At 54.3% G+C, this 14,884-nt stretch carries 12 protein-coding genes, 2 tRNA genes and 2 pseudogenes; 7 read left to right on the top strand and 9 right to left on the bottom strand.

Features of this window, described 5'->3' with window-relative positions; translation table 11 throughout:
• Nucleotides 1-166 (bottom strand): annotated as a pseudogene (locus KP703_RS14385) (IS5/IS1182 family transposase); the annotation flags it as partial.
• Between the two features lie 510 nt (nt 167-676).
• On the opposite strand from KP703_RS14385, the gene KP703_RS14380 reads away from it, so the two are divergent.
• Nucleotides 677-1,576: a hypothetical protein gene (locus KP703_RS14380; protein ID WP_215755431.1), complete on the top strand. Its 900-nt coding sequence runs from the start codon at nt 677-679 to the stop codon at nt 1,574-1,576.
• Nucleotides 1,577-1,809: 233 nt separating this feature from the next.
• Here the strand turns inward: KP703_RS14380 and KP703_RS14375 are convergent.
• From KP703_RS14375 to gpt, 4 genes are all read right to left on the bottom strand, one after another.
• Nucleotides 1,810-1,886, bottom strand: a tRNA-Arg gene (locus tag KP703_RS14375).
• 39 nt (nt 1,887-1,925) lie between these two features.
• Nucleotides 1,926-2,231, bottom strand: coding sequence for an ETC complex I subunit (locus KP703_RS14370; RefSeq protein WP_215755430.1), 306 nt, complete (start codon nt 2,229-2,231; stop codon nt 1,926-1,928).
• Between the two features lie 21 nt (nt 2,232-2,252).
• Nucleotides 2,253-2,329 (bottom strand) — tRNA-Pro (locus tag KP703_RS14365).
• Between the two features lie 57 nt (nt 2,330-2,386).
• A complete protein-coding gene (gene gpt, locus KP703_RS14360; protein WP_062143990.1) occupies nt 2,387-2,872 on the bottom strand; it encodes a xanthine phosphoribosyltransferase in 486 nt (161 codons plus the stop codon).
• A gap of 181 nt (nt 2,873-3,053) precedes the next feature.
• Between gpt and upp the strand changes: the two genes are divergently transcribed.
• The 3 genes from upp (at nt 3,054) to KP703_RS14345 (ending at nt 5,005) form a co-directional block, all read left to right on the top strand.
• The gene (gene upp / locus KP703_RS14355) at nt 3,054-3,704 is read left to right on the top strand and encodes a uracil phosphoribosyltransferase (protein WP_215755429.1); all 651 of its coding nucleotides are present in this window, start codon (nt 3,054-3,056) and stop codon (nt 3,702-3,704) included.
• Nucleotides 3,705-3,709: 5 nt separating this feature from the next.
• A complete protein-coding gene (locus tag KP703_RS14350) occupies nt 3,710-4,384 on the top strand; it encodes a YoaK family protein (RefSeq protein ID WP_215755428.1) in 675 nt (224 codons plus the stop codon).
• Between the two features lie 108 nt (nt 4,385-4,492).
• On the top strand, nt 4,493-5,005 hold the full coding sequence (locus KP703_RS14345) for a hypothetical protein (protein ID WP_043550527.1): 513 nt from the start codon (nt 4,493-4,495) through the stop codon (nt 5,003-5,005).
• Nucleotides 5,006-5,019: 14 nt separating this feature from the next.
• Here the strand turns inward: KP703_RS14345 and KP703_RS14340 are convergent, their stop codons facing one another.
• Entirely contained in the window at nt 5,020-6,087 is a 1,068-nt protein-coding gene (locus KP703_RS14340) for a sorbosone dehydrogenase family protein (RefSeq protein WP_252354108.1), read from the bottom strand.
• A gap of 318 nt (nt 6,088-6,405) precedes the next feature.
• Here KP703_RS14340 and KP703_RS14335 point away from each other — a divergent pair, with 318 nt between their 5' ends.
• Nucleotides 6,406-7,101: a YfdX family protein gene (locus tag KP703_RS14335; protein ID WP_215755426.1), complete on the top strand. Its 696-nt coding sequence runs from the start codon at nt 6,406-6,408 to the stop codon at nt 7,099-7,101.
• Between the two features lie 54 nt (nt 7,102-7,155).
• On the opposite strand, the gene KP703_RS14330 is transcribed toward KP703_RS14335, so the two are convergent.
• Together KP703_RS14330 and KP703_RS14325 are read right to left on the bottom strand one after the other, a co-directional pair.
• Nucleotides 7,156-9,585 carry a TonB-dependent receptor gene (locus KP703_RS14330; RefSeq protein WP_373687505.1) on the bottom strand — a complete coding sequence of 810 codons (2,430 nt, stop codon included), beginning with the start codon at nt 9,583-9,585 and terminating at the stop codon, nt 7,156-7,158.
• 333 nt (nt 9,586-9,918) lie between these two features.
• Nucleotides 9,919-12,000, bottom strand: coding sequence for a phosphocholine-specific phospholipase C (locus KP703_RS14325; protein ID WP_215755424.1), 2,082 nt, complete (start codon nt 11,998-12,000; stop codon nt 9,919-9,921).
• Nucleotides 12,001-12,303: 303 nt separating this feature from the next.
• Between KP703_RS14325 and KP703_RS14320 the strand changes: the two genes are divergently transcribed.
• Nucleotides 12,304-13,206 (top strand): S1/P1 nuclease, encoded by a 903-nt coding sequence (locus KP703_RS14320; protein ID WP_215755423.1) that lies wholly within the window; start codon nt 12,304-12,306, stop codon nt 13,204-13,206.
• Between the two features lie 131 nt (nt 13,207-13,337).
• On the opposite strand, the gene KP703_RS14315 is transcribed toward KP703_RS14320, so the two are convergent.
• Nucleotides 13,338-14,327 (bottom strand): NAD(P)H-dependent glycerol-3-phosphate dehydrogenase, encoded by a 990-nt coding sequence (locus KP703_RS14315; protein WP_215755422.1) that lies wholly within the window; start codon nt 14,325-14,327, stop codon nt 13,338-13,340.
• Between the two features lie 384 nt (nt 14,328-14,711).
• Between KP703_RS14315 and KP703_RS14310 the strand changes: the two are divergent.
• A pseudogene (locus tag KP703_RS14310) lies at nt 14,712-14,884 on the top strand (IS5/IS1182 family transposase); the annotation flags it as partial.

Raw genomic sequence — 14,884 nt, 5'->3', positions numbered from 1 at the left:
ACGGCGGACGTCCGCCTTTACTTCCGTCTGAATAGGCCAGAGCCAGCTCCAGATCAGGGCGGAACACCTCAAAATCCACAGTCCGGGAAAAGGCCTCCAGTTGATCGCCAAGCCCGCTCAGCCGAGCAAGACGCTCTTCAACATCAAAGAAACCAGATTGCTTCATCTTCCTCCATCCCCAATCAACGCCAAAAAAATGGAATCACACAGAACAACTCAGAGCCAAGGGGTTTTTCGAACCCTCCACCTCATATAACCCTGACCCGACAACCAAGACGCAATTTATTATTGCCGCCTCCGGGCGTCGGGCGGGTGATAACGTGTCTACATGAGGCATATGCACGCCCTGCCTATTTCCGCAGACGATGAACAGCTTTCACCGTTCACCGCTGGACATAGGGTCCGGGTGTTTTATTGGGCAGGCCACCCGACATAGGGGCCGCCTCATGTAGAATGGCGTTATCACGCGCCATTAATGATGATGCCATGAAAGCAAGTGGATAGCCAGATGTTAGCCGCCATTACACAGGCGGAAACCCAATCTCACCATCGACAGGGTGAAAACTTAGCTTTAATTCGGTAAAACCTTTGCAAAAGCATACAGTGTGGTTTGAAAAATCGAACGTCTTCTTTTCAACTGACATATGGCAGCCTATTTTAATGAAAGACGGGAAAAATGCCTTCTTTAGTTCATGAACTTGAACAAGACACCTACAGTGATACGGCTCACCTTTCGAATATGCTTAGAAAGGCTAAAGCGATCGCAGCCAAGCTCCAACTTCAGCAACCGATGGAATGGGTTGATGCCGAATTAAATGGTTATAAAGACTTACCCGTGCCTGATTATCGTAAGGTCAGAGGCACTGTTAAGTTCCTTAATCCTTACCATGGATGGCAACAACTGATAATTGAAGACTATGAAACTGAGCAATTGGTTTGTACGCGCCCAATCTATAACTCCGTGAAAGAAATTGAGCATCTAATTGAGAGCGAGGGAACACTGTCTATCTCGCTCACAGGCAGACATACACAGCTACTTTGCAATATGGCTAATATGCCTACGATGCCTATGAGTATTTTCTTTTCTAAAAATGCATTCGTCTCCATACTGGATGAAGTAAGGAACAAAGTATTAGATTGGTCACTCTCACTTCAGGCTGCGGGCATCAAAGGAGAGGGCATGTCATTTCTTCCAGAGGAGAAAGCAAAAGTGAGCGAGAATTCTGGACATACATATAATATTGGCGCAATTGGCAGCTTCGCTGGAAATCTAGGCGGCCAAATAGGTGGAGATGTCACCGCCTCATCCACACAGCACGTTCATCAGGAGCTTGAAAAAGTAGCAGCCCTGATTTCTCAGCTGCGAATCTACCAAGATCAGATGGGGCTAGACACTCAAAAACAGGCTGCCGTAAACCATTATCTGGATGAACTTGAAAAAGAACAAAGGAAAGCTGAGCCTCAACCACACATTATCATAGGGTTATTAAGTTCCATCAAAAGCGTAGCAGAGGAAGTAGCTACCAACCTCGTTGCAAGTGGAGTTATCTCGGCTATCTCGAATATCAGTCTGTAGCATGTTTTAAGTTATCTAGCGCTGCGTTTTGAGAGATTATGATCGCCTTATTCACTAAACCCGCAAAACGATGCGCTAGCGGATAAAATTTATCTGCCAGCAATATCAACCCAGCGCCTTTTCATAAACACGATAAGAATTTTATCCACCGTTTAATGTTGCACCATTGTTGCACCAGTGAAGGGTGGAGCAACACTTCTCGCCCCAAAACCCACTTAAAGTCTTGAAAAGTATGGCGCGCCCTGCTGGATTCGAACCAGCGACCCACAGCTTAGAAGGCTGTTGCTCTATCCAACTGAGCTAAGGGCGCGTACTCTGCACCCTCCGATAGTCGGAAATATCCGGAAAATCAATGGGTCCAGTTCTGGATCCGGTCAAACCGGAAGTTATCCGCATAGACTTTAGGCTTACGGATACGCTGAACAGGGACTTCAACTTCGTAGCCGATCTGCTCACGCTGAGCATAAGCCACAGCATCCTCACAGGAGGTAAAATACAAACGCAGCTGAGACTGGGTATCCTGACTTCCAGTCCAGCCCATCAGTGGGTCCTGATGCCTTGGAGCCGTTTGTCCGTATTCAAAAACCCACTCACGCGTGCCAGCCAGTCCTGACTGCCCCGCCGCTTTAGGCTGCTTATAAATCCGTGCCGGCATGGTGATGCCTCCAGATATATGTGGTCGGGGCGCCCGGACTCGAACCGGGGGCCTCGTGTACCCAAAACACGCGCGCTACCAGGCTGCGCCACGCCCCGAATGCAGCGGAACCTAAGCGGCATTCGGCAGGCTGGCAAGCCCATTGCGGTAAAAAATCAGTCAGCCTTGTCCATTGTCTTGCTGGCAAGCGGCGGAACAAACAGCGGAGCCGTGTCCCACGGGAACAAAACCCAGGTATCCTGCGGCACTTCAACCACAAAGTGATTCGTCAGGTCCATTCCGGCAGGCTTAGCATACAGGCAGGCAAAATAGGCTTTGGGCAGCCGCTCACGCACCACACGGGCTGTCACACCAGAATCCACCAGGTCATCAATAACAAGGAAGCCCTCGCCATCGCCCGCTGCATCAGGAGACTTGATGATGGTGGGCTTGCCGCGCTCTTCTTCATCATAGGTGACGACGGAAATGGTCTCGACCAGACGGCAATTCAGTTCTCGCGCAATAATAGCTGCCGGGATCAACCCACCGCGTGTGACGGCCACCACGCCTTTAAACGGCATTTTGGGCACAAGAGCCTCTGCCAGAATACGAGCATCTCTATGTAACTGGTCCCACGTGACAGTCGCGTAGTTTACGGCCATCTGGCTCTACTTCCTCTTCAAACAAACATACAGGCCAGACAGACCCAGCCAACAGGCCCCCCTTTGGGCCTTGCAGCGCCCTTCTGCCACTAGTCCGGGCCGCGCTGCAAATTTCCATTAAGAAAAATTTCCTGCTTCGGGGAATATGGCGGAATTTTCTTTCAATCGTTATGCTTCCCCCATGACTTTAGAAACCCCTCCCCCTCTCCCTCCTGTGGTGCTTGATCACCCGCTCATCCAGCACAAGCTGACCCACCTGCGCCGCAAGGAAACGTCTACAGCGGGTTTCCGGCGGCTGGTGCGCGAACTCAGCCTGCTGATGTGCTACGAAGCCACGCGCGATCTCCCTCTGGAGCCGGTCGAAATTACAACGCCGCTCGAAACGATGCAGGGCGAACAGCTGGCTGGCCCGGATGTCTGCTTCATTTCCATTCTGCGTGCCGGTAATGGCCTGCTGGATGGCATGCTGGACCTCGTGCCTTTCGCGCCTGTTGGGCACATTGGCCTGTATCGTGACCCCGATAGCCTTGAGGCTGTGGAATATTACCTCAAGCTGCCGACACAGATTGCCTCACGCCGCTGCATTGTGGTCGACCCCATGCTGGCCACCGGCCACAGTGCTGCTGCTGCTCTGGCGCGCCTGAAGGAACAGGGGGCCAAACGTCTGCTGTTTGTCTGCCTGCTCTCCACGCCGGAAGGCATTGCCTGCCTGCAAAAAGCCCACCCGGATGTGCCTATTCTGACCTGCTCGATTGATCGCGGGCTGGACGAACACGGCTATATCCGCCCCGGTCTTGGGGACGCTGGCGACCGTCTGTTCAGCACCCGTTAATCCGCATGGCGTCCGCTCCGGTTTTGGCATCCGCTCGCCGCATTCTGCTTCTTGGTCTGCTGGCGGGCTATATCAATGCGCTCAGCTTTATTGATCTGGGCGGGATGTTTGCGGGCGCCATGACCGGAAACACCATCCATATGGACGCCACTTTGGCAGCGGGAAACTGGCCGCATGGTCTGCTGGTTGCAGAACTCATTCTGGTCTTTTTCCTGACTGCCATTCTTGCAGCCTGCCTCAGACTTATTGCTCTGCCTGTCTATGGCTTTGTGATAATGGCTGTCCTGCTAGTTATCGCACAGAGCGTTCATGGCGCACCCAGTCAGGTGCGTTATGAATGCCTTGTACTGCCAGCCCTTATGGCCATTCAGGGACAGACGCTGGCACGCTTTTCAGGCAATGCCATTCAGACCGTCGTCATCACCAGCAATCTGCTGAAATGCGCTGCGGCCTTTGCTGCATGGCTTATGTCTTGCCTGCCGGGCAGCGCTGTTCCGCGCCCCCCTCGCAGTGCCATTTTTCTACCCGGCCTGTCATGGGTGGCCTTTCTGATAGGGGCCGCAACAGCCTCCATCGCTCTGAGCCTGAAAAGTAGCCTGCCCTTCCTGTGGCCACTGCCGCCGGTCGCCGTACTGTGCTGGGACATCAGCCGGGCAGAACGCGCCAACTGTCTTGACTGACCCGCTCCGCTTTCCCGAATAGCTGACATGCCCGCGGGCTCTTGGTGCCACACGCCGTTCTCAGTAGGACACTCAGGTGACAAGGACTGAGGAACAGGGCGGCCAAGTATGAGCATATCGTGGGGTGATTTTCAGGCTGTCGTGCAGCTCTCTGCGGGTCTTAACGTCGCCATTCTCAGTTTTGTCGATATCAGCCTGCCCGCCATCAAGGAGCGGCGTCGGGTCTTTGTCAAAGCCCGGCAGGAACTGGATATTCACCGCAAAAACCCCCACATGCGCACGGACGCCCAAAAAGAAAGCCATGCCAACGCCATAGATGATGTGGATCGCCGGCTTTTTGACCTCTGGCGAGAAACCTCCGCCTTTGAAAGCATTGAGGATTCCCTGATAAAATCCACTGGCGTCTTTGGATTTTTTGGCGCTGTGCTCAGCATTGGCCTGCTCTGGTATTCCGCCCTGCACTATAATGAAGACATCTCTTTCACAGGCGAATTACTGACTGTCCTGTCTTTTTTCTCATTGCTAGCCGCGTTTCTCATCAATTTCGTCACGGCCTCCAAGGCGTCGCAATATACCAAACGGTGCAACGCCCTGCGCGACCATATGCGGGTCAAGCTCTAACCCGCTGCCCATCCTTACGGGCTGCCGTCATAAGTCAGCTTGTAGATCGTGCCGGACAAATCATCACTGATCAGCACACTCCCATCCGCCATGGGCTGCACATCAACCGGACGCCCCCATGCGGTCTGACCATGCCGAAATCCGCTCACCAGCACGTCCGGCGCCTGCGGTTTTCCATCATGCCCGAAATGCACCGAGACAACCTGATAGCCGGCAAGCGTGCTGCGATTCCATGAGCCGTGTTCGGCAATAATCAGTGCGCCTTTATATGAGGCAGGAAACTCCGTTCCTTCATAAAAGCGCAGCCCCAGCGCCGCCACATGCGCCCCCAAAAGCAAGGCTGGCGGTGTGAACTCACTACAGGCATGCTGCTTTCCAAATTGCGGATCAGGCAGATTACCCTGATGGCAATACGGATACCCAAACGATTCTCCGGGGCGGCCAACCCGATTCAGCTCGTCCGAGGGAGTATCGTCTCCCAGATTATCCCGCCCGTTATCGGTAAACCATAAGGCACCGTTTCCCGGTTGCCATGTGAAACCCACCGTATTGCGGATGCCAAAAGCGACGTCCTGCCGGTCAGTCCCATCCGGATTCATGCTGAGCAGACGTCCAAATTTATGCCCGACATCGCAAATATTACAGGGCGCACCAATGGGCACATACAACCTGCCATCTGGCCCAAAGGCGATAAATTTCCAGGAGTGGTCCCCATCCTCATACGGCAACGCATCTGCAACCACCTCCGGTGCAGGCGGAGCATCCAGATGGTGCTCAATGTCCCGCAGAGCCACAATGCGCTGAGTATCGGAGATATAGAGATCACCCCGATAAAATGCCACGCCAACCGGCAGATCCAGCCCATGGGCAATGGTGCGGACTTTGATGGCATGGCCAGCCTGATCAGTGGAAATGGCATAGACCACGCCCGGCCCCATTGTGCCGACAAACACTGTGCCCTGCGCCCCAATGGCCATTTCCCGTGCGCCGGGCACCTGAGCGGAGAAAATCCCGATATGAAATCCCGTCGGAACGCGTAGTTCAGCGAGCTTTGCTGCGGCCAGACCGTGCCCGGACGCCATCACTGTTGAAACGCCACTCACCACACACGCGAACAATGCGCCGGCAGATCTGTTTCTGAAAGGTCTCTGCATCGCTTTCCCCCCGCCACGAAAATCGGTCCCTTATCTGCTGTAAACGCGCCATCCCGCATCTTCAAAAACAAATACGCCCCGGCAGGCGTTTCTGACGCATTTATGAAGAGGCCCCGTAGAACGATAACCCGCTGAGCTGTGTCCCGTATCTGAGAGTTGTATGACGTCGCCACCCACCCAATATAGAGGGCGGAAAAGGGTCTTCCTCATTATAGCCCTTCGATATTGAAGAAACGGATCGTAACAATGCGTCTTAATACTAAAGCGTCTCTGGCCGCCCTGGCTGTTCTGACAGCCACTCCGATGCTGGCCCACGCAGAAAGCCTCCATACCAAATGGGAAAACTTCAAGGCTGGCCGCGCCTTCCATCACCTGTCTACCGACGGTCAGCGCGCCATGGCGGATATTGTGCAGGCGCGTGAAACGCTTGCCGCTGGCAACACCGATGCCGCCATCCCGGCCCTTTACGACGCCCAGAAGCGTCTGACGGCAGCCAGCAAGGCAGAAACCAAATTTGATGCCGCAGAAAGCCAGCTTCAGCCCGCCCCTCAGCACCCGGTTTCTCCGTCCCACATGCCGGTGACAACTCCGACCACATGGCTCCCGGTTGGCGGTGAATTTATTGCCACGGAAACACTGGCTCCGGAAAAGAAAGCCGCCGTTGCAACAGCCAATGGCCAGCTTAAAGCCGGTCAGCCGGATCAGGCTGCTCAGACCATGCAGGTTGTGGGAGAAGATGCCGATTTCATTATCGCACTGACCCCGCTGGCTCAGACACAGGGTGCCCTGAACCGCGCTACGGTCTTTACTGAAGGCAAGCAGGCTCCTGAAGCAGTCGCCGCCCTTGACCAGATCCTTAACGGTCTGGTTTTTGTCTCAGAAGATTTTGCAGAAACTGCAATGCCGGATAACGGTAAAGCCCCCGCAAAATCCAGCCACTAACCCGTTTAATACTAAAGGCCGGAGGAGCAGACTGCCCTTCCGGCCTTCAGAGTTTTAGAAGTCCACGCTCGCCGAGCCCATCACCATAAACGGTGCGGCGATAGAGTAAGTCGTGCTGCCGCCCTTGATCTTGGAACCATACATCCCGGTTGTTGCCAGTGCATTGGCCGCGGTGCCATTCACAAAGCCAAGATAGTGACGATCTGTAATATTCCGCAGGTTCAGACGCAGGGTGGGAGACTTCATGATACCCCAATCCTTGAAGCGATAACCCGCATTGATGTTCATCGTCAGATAACCAGGGATATGCTGGTCATTCACAAAGGTTGAATACTGTTTGGCGACATATTTCAGGCTGTAGCCCCCGAAGAAGTGCCCATCATCATAATCCAGGTTGAAGCCCAGCTGATATTTCGGCGTCTGCGGTGCAAACTTGCCTTTACTGAACACAAAGTCACTGGAGCCACCGGCCGCAATATTGCTGTCCGTACGGGCGTTAATGTATTCTGCGGAGAAATACGGACGCAGGTGATACAGAATAGGCCGCGTGCCGATTTCCATATCCACACCATCAGCGTGGGAGTTCCCGCCATTGATACTACGGGTGTAGGTATAGCCGGAATCCGTTGTGATCGTCTGCTGATACAGGCGGTTGGTAAAGTTATAATGGAAGTACGACACAGAGCTCATGATCGTCGGGCCCTGATAACGCCAGCCAAATTCTTCGGAAATAGAGATTTCCGGCTTCATGTTGGCATTAGCCTGCGTGCTGTAGCCATGCAGCGTCGTGCTATACGTCCCGGAGTCATACAAAGACGTATTCATCGGAATACGGAAGTTGGTGGTGGAAGAGGCAAAAATCTGGTTTTCATCGTTAATTTTATAACGAATAGACACAGCCGGCAGCGGCTGCTGCCAGGACCCTTTGATGTACGGCCCGGTGGACGTATTCGGCAGGTTGTTCTGCCCGTCACGGTTCACCACGGCGTATTTCAGGCCAGCTTCAAGAGTAAGGCGATTATTCAGCAGAGACAGACTGTCCACAATGAACATCGTATGAATGCGGGTCTGTGTCAGCGTGTCGCGATACTGAGCGGTCACCCCGTTGGAATAGACCATGTTCGGGCCACCACCCAGCAGGTCATTAGGCTGGCCGGTTTCGTTATCAATCAGGCTGAACGGAGCCGTCTGGCGCTGCTTTGAATATTCAAACCAGTACCCAACGGTCAGACGGTTGATACCGGTGTGCAGAGACAGTTTTGTCACCGCACCGGGGCGATAGGTCTGCGTGTTGGACGGATTATACAAAATCAGAGATTTTGTGTTGGACGCATTATACGGCCCGATAGACCCGGTCACTTTCTGCTCGCCATACTGCTGGCTGGTCAGGTTTTCGCTATAGGCACCGCCACCGTTCCCGTTTCCGTACCAGAAATACGGTGTTTCGGTCAGGGTCAGGTTATCGGTCAGCGTAAAGGTTGAAGGCGCACTGGCGTAAATGTTGGTGAACGGGTTCCGGTGCAGCTGGTAGTAGTTGCTGCTCGGGTTCTTCGGATCCCATTTGCTGGCGTAGCTGTTGTGAATGCCCTTCTGCTGCCAGGTATCCATATAGGTCGTCGGGAAGAGAACGCCGGTGGACTGGTTCCCCACCAGAGAGAAGGACATAACGTTGCCCTTACCCCAGGCGCTCACCCATTTGGTCTCACCATGCAGCTTGTTCTGGCCACCCGGCCCGCGCCAGGACTGCTCAGCGGCATCGGAAAAGGACACAAAGCCTTTGACGTTGGTATGGCCAATATAACCGGTATCCAGACGCCCAAAAATACGGCGGGCGTTATAGTTCCCGTAAGAACCAACAACTTTKCCGCCCAGATGATCTTTCGGGTTCATCAGATACATGTTCACAGCACCGCCGGTGGCACTGATATGCGGGCTGTCCAGATCCGCTGAACCCTGCTCCACGTTAATGGTGCGCAGGTTTTCAGGGTCCACAATTTCCTGCGGATAGACAGCGTAGCTGCCGATATCGTTGATCGGGAAACCTTCGAGCGTGAACCCGATCTGGCTTTCCGTCAGACCACGCATGGTCACATGGCCACCGGAAAGACCCATCGGATCTGTCGAGGTGGTATTCACACCCGGCAGCATTTCAATCAGCTGCATCGGGTTCAGACCAGCGGCCTGCTTTTCAATATATTCTGCGGTGACGGTGGAGCGCGACTTGGGCGCGTCTTCCTTAACCATCAGACCACCGCCAACCTGCCGGTGGCGCGCACCCTTCACTTCGACCTTTTCAGGCCCCTGATCTGTCGGTGCGGTTGAGCCCATCATGGAAGGCTCGCTGGTGGAAACTTTTGACGATGACGCAGCGCGCACATGCCCGCTGTTCTTTTCCGTCGTGTCAGGTTCAGCAGCGGCAAAGGCCAGTGAGAACGGGAGCGTTGTAAAGCCAATCAGCGCGGAAGTGGCCAAAAGTTTCTGCATAGTGGTCAACAGTTCCATTCAAAATATCGTTAAGCGCAGCCCTCCTTAACATTAGTAAAATCGGTTTTATTTTAAATTTTTATGACACGCATACGAAAAGGAAAATCATGATGCTTTTTTGCAACAATTCGATATCAGAACGATAATTCCGTTGCCGAGATTCCAAAAAAAATACAGGATTTCTCGAAAATTTTTCCGTTTCTTATTTTTTTATGTTGTCTCACGCCTCTAAATTTTCTTCATAAAAAAACGGACATTCTTTAATTTTTATACATCTCCCTCGCCTGCTGACGTGTCGCAGACGTCCTCCCGGCGCACCGGGAGGACGAGGCCTCATGCGTGGAGAATGGGCTTACCCAAAGCCGGGTCTGTAATGCTGGGTCGTCCCGTTTCAACATGCCCTGCAAATCGGCTTGTCAGGCCCGGCTCCGCGTCAACAGAGACCGTCAGATCATACCAATGGTCACTTTTTGCCAGCATGACCTGCTCCTGCCTGACACCACGCGCTGGCAGCACCACAGTCCGCTGCGAAAGCCCATAAGCATTATCATGCATGTGCACGGTTTGCGGTCGGTTGGTACGGTTGGTCAGCTTCACGACGACGGCCCCGGTCTCTGTCTGGTCAGCAACAGAAATCCCCACACCCGAACGGCCTTTGCGATGAAAATACCGCGCAAACCCATTAGGTCCGATCACCATCAGTCGCAGCATCTCACCAGCCGGCACAGACCATTGATCCTGCAAAGAGGCCCCTGCCCCCACCGTGTAGCGCCGCGGTTTTTCCTCTGACCGCTCCTGATACACATAGAAACAGGCACCCGTTGTGCCCTCATTCTCGAACTGAAGCGTGCAGAAGCCAGCGGCTCCGTCCACTTCATTCACAGCCAGAACGTAAGGCAGAGGCCGCGCTGGCCGATGGCCTTTTTCCTGTTCACCAATGTCAGACACACTGCTTTGAGCCGGAACAGCCGGGTCCGACAGCTTGCAGGACAGATCGGTTTTGCTCTTGTAATCAGCTGTATCAGGAAGGCCACCCTTCAGGCCCTGCTTGCGCGAGAAATCGAACGCGCTGGTCAGATCTCCACACACAGACCGCCGCCAAGGGGTAATATTGGTTTCACGCACCCCAAAGCGGGCCTCAATAAACCGCAAGACAGACGTGTGGTCGAACACTTCCGAACACACAAACCCACCCGTGCTCCACGGAGACAAAGCCAGCATGGGAACACGTGGCCCAAGTCCGTAAGGCAGCAGATCAGCCTTATACCGCTTCGGCTCGTAGGGCGTGATGCGGTCATGAATCTCACCCCGCGTCTCCACCGTGCTCTTGCCGGGCAGCACTGGTGTGGGCGGCTGCGGTGGCGGCATATGGTCAAAATAACCGTCATTTTCGTCATACATGACCAGCAGAACGGTTTTGGCCCACACGTCCGGGTTGGCCGTCAGAGCATTCAGAACCCGGGCGATATACGTTGCCCCATAACCGGGGGTCCAACGGGGATGCTCGGAATACGCGGCTGGCGGCAGCAACCAGGAGACCTGAGGCAAACGATCCGCCAGAACATCCTGCTTCAGCGTATCCAGTGTGCGCTTTGTCATCGCCCGCTGGAACAGCGGAGAGCCTTCAGGCGCATCAACATAGTTCCGGAAATTCAGCAGCACGTTCGTGCCAAAATTGCCGTTTTCCACATCGGACGGAGAAAGACCCTGCTGGTAAACCTGCCAGCTCACCCCGGCCGCTTCCAGCCGTTCCGGGTAGGTTGTCCAGTTAAATGGCCCGGGAACCTGCGGGTAAAACGCACGATCAACCCAGTCCACATTATCCAGAACGGGGCCGCCGCCCACACCTTCCCCATCGACTGTTCCGGTCATCAGATAAAAGCGGTTCGGGTGCGTTTGGGTGGGAGTAGAGCAGAAATAATGGTCACAGACCGTAAACGCATCGGCCAGCGCGTAATGGTAGGGGATATCCTCGCGCGTGTAGTACCCCATCGTCATGTCGGTCTTGTGCCGGGGCCACTGGTCGTTCCATCCGGCATTGATGGCCGCATGTGTAGGCGCCCAGTTGTGGTCGAGATCCAGAACACATTGCGCGCTTGTGACATGCGTGCGCAGTTGGAAGGGCAGAMCCCTCCCCTGCTCCGGCTTTGCCCGCCACTGTGACCAGACTGGCGTACCGTCCGGAGAGCGGACCGGGTGACGATCCCCCACCCCGCGCACCCCATTCAGGTGACCAAAATAGTGATCAAAGGACCGGTTTTCCTGCATCAGCACAACAATGTGCTTAACATCTTCCAGCGTGCCGCTCCGGCGCTCGGCCGGAATAGCCAGGGCACGGTTGATGGAGGACAGAAGACCCGCTGTAACAAGTCCACCTCCGCCCCTCAGAAGTCCTCTGCGTCCGATCACCGACATCCATGCCCTCTCAAGTTCAAATGCTTACACCAGTCTTTTAAGACCGCCCCACTCGCTTCTTTAAAAATCGTTCCAAACAGTGAGGGCAAACGACAGCTGCCCTAAACAGAAACAGCGCCCACAACAACCGTAACAACACATTTCATCATAATGTCACATATCGGCACAGCCTGCGGACAGTGCTGCGTGAAACAAAAACAGGTGGAGGCAGCACAGTAAAAAAATATTACAATTCCGAATAGATATATTTTTCTGAAAAAACTATAATCTCAAAAATAATGAGACTTTTTGAGAGTATTCTTCATGAGATCACGTTTTAATATTTTTGCTGTTACAGGCTGCATGTTGCTCGGTTTAGCCACCACAAGTTCCCAGGCTCTGGCGTGGGGCCGTGAAGGGCATCAGGTTGTCGCCGCACTGGCGTGGGATTATCTGACCCCGGACGTCCGCCAGAAGATCGACCTCCTTTTAAAGCAGGATAAAGACACACTGACACAGCCTGATTTCCTCTCCCGTTCCACCTGGGCGGATGCCTGGCGCAGTGGCGGCCACAAGGAAACGGGCGAGTGGCATTTTGTCGATATTGAACTGGACCAGCCCAACATCCATCAGGCCTGCTACAACTTCCCCGTCCAGAACGGACCTGCGAGCACAGGCCCCGCAAAAGACTGTGTCGTTAACAAAATTCCTGAATTTGAAAAGGAACTCGCAGCGCCCGATACAACGCCAGCTGAGCGCATTCTGGCGCTGAAATATCTGGTGCATTTTGTCGGGGATCTGCATCAGCCGCTCCATGCCGCAGATAATCATGACAAAGGCGGCAACTGTGTGCGGCTCGCACTGGGCGGCCCACGCACAACCAACCTGCATTCCTATTGGGATACGGCAGTGGTCTCTGAACTGGACCCCAATCCCAAAAGCTTGTCCGACACGCTGTTCATGCACATTACGTACGATGACAAACAGGCATGGCAACAAGGCACACCCTCAGACTGGGCGCAGGAAAGCTTCGGTCTGGCCCGCGACTACGCCTACCACCTGACCACCGTAAAAGCAGGTTGCGACCCGGACAGCGCCCCGGTTGAACTCCCTGCCGGTTACGATGCCGCAGCCCAGACCGTTGTGACACAGCAGCTCATGAAGGCTGGCGTCCGTCTGGCTTATCTGCTCAATACCGCACTGGCTGACGTGCAGATCTCAAAATAAACGGAATGCTGACGCTTTGACCGCAGGGCGTCAGCCCCACACCAGCATACCCGCAGGACGGGCGATTCTGGCGCAGAAAACACCTTGAATTATCCACAAAAATAATCGATTTGATCACTGGTTTTAAAAAATCACTCTAACGCAAAAAAAGCGTCCGTTATTTTATGTTCCGGTCCCAAAGGCCGCGCCAGAAGCTGCTCAATGACATCTTTTAAAAGCACACGCCCGGTGACGATTGCAGCGACAGCATCCATGACAGGCACACTCACCTGAGAGCGACGCGCCAGTTCAGTTAGCGCCTGTGACGTCGCCACACCTTCTGCCACTCCACCCGCAGCAGCCTCCGCCTCCGCAGGCGACAGACCTTCCCCCAACGCCCGACCCACGCGAAAATTGCGTGAGGACGTGCCGGTGCATGTCAGAAGCAGATCGCCCATCCCGGACAGGCCCGACACAGTGGCCGCCTCGCCCCCAAGCGCCAGCGCAAGGCGACTGATTTCCGCCAGCCCCCGCGTTACCAGAGCGGCACGCGCATTTTCCCCGAGCCCTGCACCAATCGTCACGCCCGCAGCAATGGCGATGACATTCTTGGCCGCGCCACCAAGCTGCACCCCGATGGTGTCCGTGCTGTCGTAAAGCCGGAAAGCCGGGGTCCCGAGCATGTCGGCGAGAGAACGCGCCAGACCATCCTGTCTGGCCGCAATAACAGCGGCAGCAGGCAACCCGGCCGCCACTTCATGCGCAAAATTAGGCCCCGAAAGAACAGCCCCCGCATGACCCGGCCTGATGGCGCCCAGAATATCCAGCGGAAAATGCAGACTGTCGGGCTTCACCCCTTTGCAGCACAGAACGAGAGGCGACATCGTTTCAAGCTGTACCAGCACGGAAGCCAGATGCTTCATAGGCACGGCCACGAGCGTCATATCCGCCTGCACAGCCCACTCATTCGTAACCTCCACAGCATCAGGGAGCGGATAGGCACTTAGACGCGGCATTGCGCCACTGGCCAGCCGTGCGGATGGATCTCGCGCCCAGAGCTGAACAGACGCACCCGCCCGCGCTGAATGCAAAGCCAGAGCCGTCCCCCACGCCCCCGCCCCAATCACTGCAATGCGTTTCATACTGACAGTCCTTTGCATTGGGCATTTTTCCCTACCCACAGAAAACTACAAAACCTCATCCAAAAACGTTTTACTATATAAATACTTAAATTCCCTACCTTATATCAATCTGTTTACCCTAATATGTCATCCTTGGATTACTACCATCCGCACCATACACGCAACATAATCAGCACTTGCTTGCATCAAGTGCCTTACCCGCGAAAGATAAAAAATAATGGTAGCCGACCAAGAAGGATGAAATTTAGCGACAATAGGTAATTGACCGGGATGTACCGGGATAAAATTTAGCGGAAAAATACTGGACTTGGAGGGTTCGAAAAACCCCTTGGCTCTGAGTTGCTCTGTGTGCTTCCATTTCTTCGGCGTTGATTGGGGGATTACATGAAGCAGTCTGGTTTCTTTGATGTTGAAGAGCGGCTTGCCCGGTTGAGCGGGCTTGGCGATCAGCTTGAAGCGTTTTCCCGAACTGTGGATTTTGAGGTGTTCCGCCCTGATCTGGAGAAGGCTCTGGCCTATTCGGATGGAAGCAAAGGCGGGTGTCCGCCCTTTGATCC

The sequence above is a fragment of the Acetobacter sp. P5B1 genome, from assembly GCF_018811985.1.
In the GTDB taxonomy this organism is placed as follows: domain Bacteria; phylum Pseudomonadota; class Alphaproteobacteria; order Acetobacterales; family Acetobacteraceae; genus Acetobacter; species Acetobacter cerevisiae.
Note: the sequence above shows the minus strand (reverse complement) of the source record. Positions and strands in the feature narration are given on the sequence as shown.

What these genes read in the sequence shown, in the direction of transcription:
- KP703_RS14345 (WP_043550527.1), top strand. Translation starts at nt 4,493, where the DNA reads ATGAGCATATCGTGGGGTGATTTTCAGGCTGTCGTGCAGCTCTCTGCG.
- KP703_RS14315 (WP_215755422.1), bottom strand. Translation starts at nt 14,327, where the DNA reads ATGAAACGCATTGCAGTGATTGGGGCGGGGGCGTGGGGGACGGCTCTG.
- upp (WP_215755429.1), top strand. Translation starts at nt 3,054, where the DNA reads ATGACTTTAGAAACCCCTCCCCCTCTCCCTCCTGTGGTGCTTGATCAC.
- gpt (WP_062143990.1), bottom strand. Translation starts at nt 2,872, where the DNA reads ATGGCCGTAAACTACGCGACTGTCACGTGGGACCAGTTACATAGAGAT.
- KP703_RS14350 (WP_215755428.1), top strand. Translation starts at nt 3,710, where the DNA reads ATGGCGTCCGCTCCGGTTTTGGCATCCGCTCGCCGCATTCTGCTTCTT.
- KP703_RS14335 (WP_215755426.1), top strand. Translation starts at nt 6,406, where the DNA reads ATGCGTCTTAATACTAAAGCGTCTCTGGCCGCCCTGGCTGTTCTGACA.
- KP703_RS14320 (WP_215755423.1), top strand. Translation starts at nt 12,304, where the DNA reads ATGAGATCACGTTTTAATATTTTTGCTGTTACAGGCTGCATGTTGCTC.
- KP703_RS14340 (WP_252354108.1), bottom strand. Translation starts at nt 6,087, where the DNA reads ATGGCGTCCGGGCACGGTCTGGCCGCAGCAAAGCTCGCTGAACTACGC.
- KP703_RS14370 (WP_215755430.1), bottom strand. Translation starts at nt 2,231, where the DNA reads ATGCCGGCACGGATTTATAAGCAGCCTAAAGCGGCGGGGCAGTCAGGA.
- KP703_RS14380 (WP_215755431.1), top strand. Translation starts at nt 677, where the DNA reads ATGCCTTCTTTAGTTCATGAACTTGAACAAGACACCTACAGTGATACG.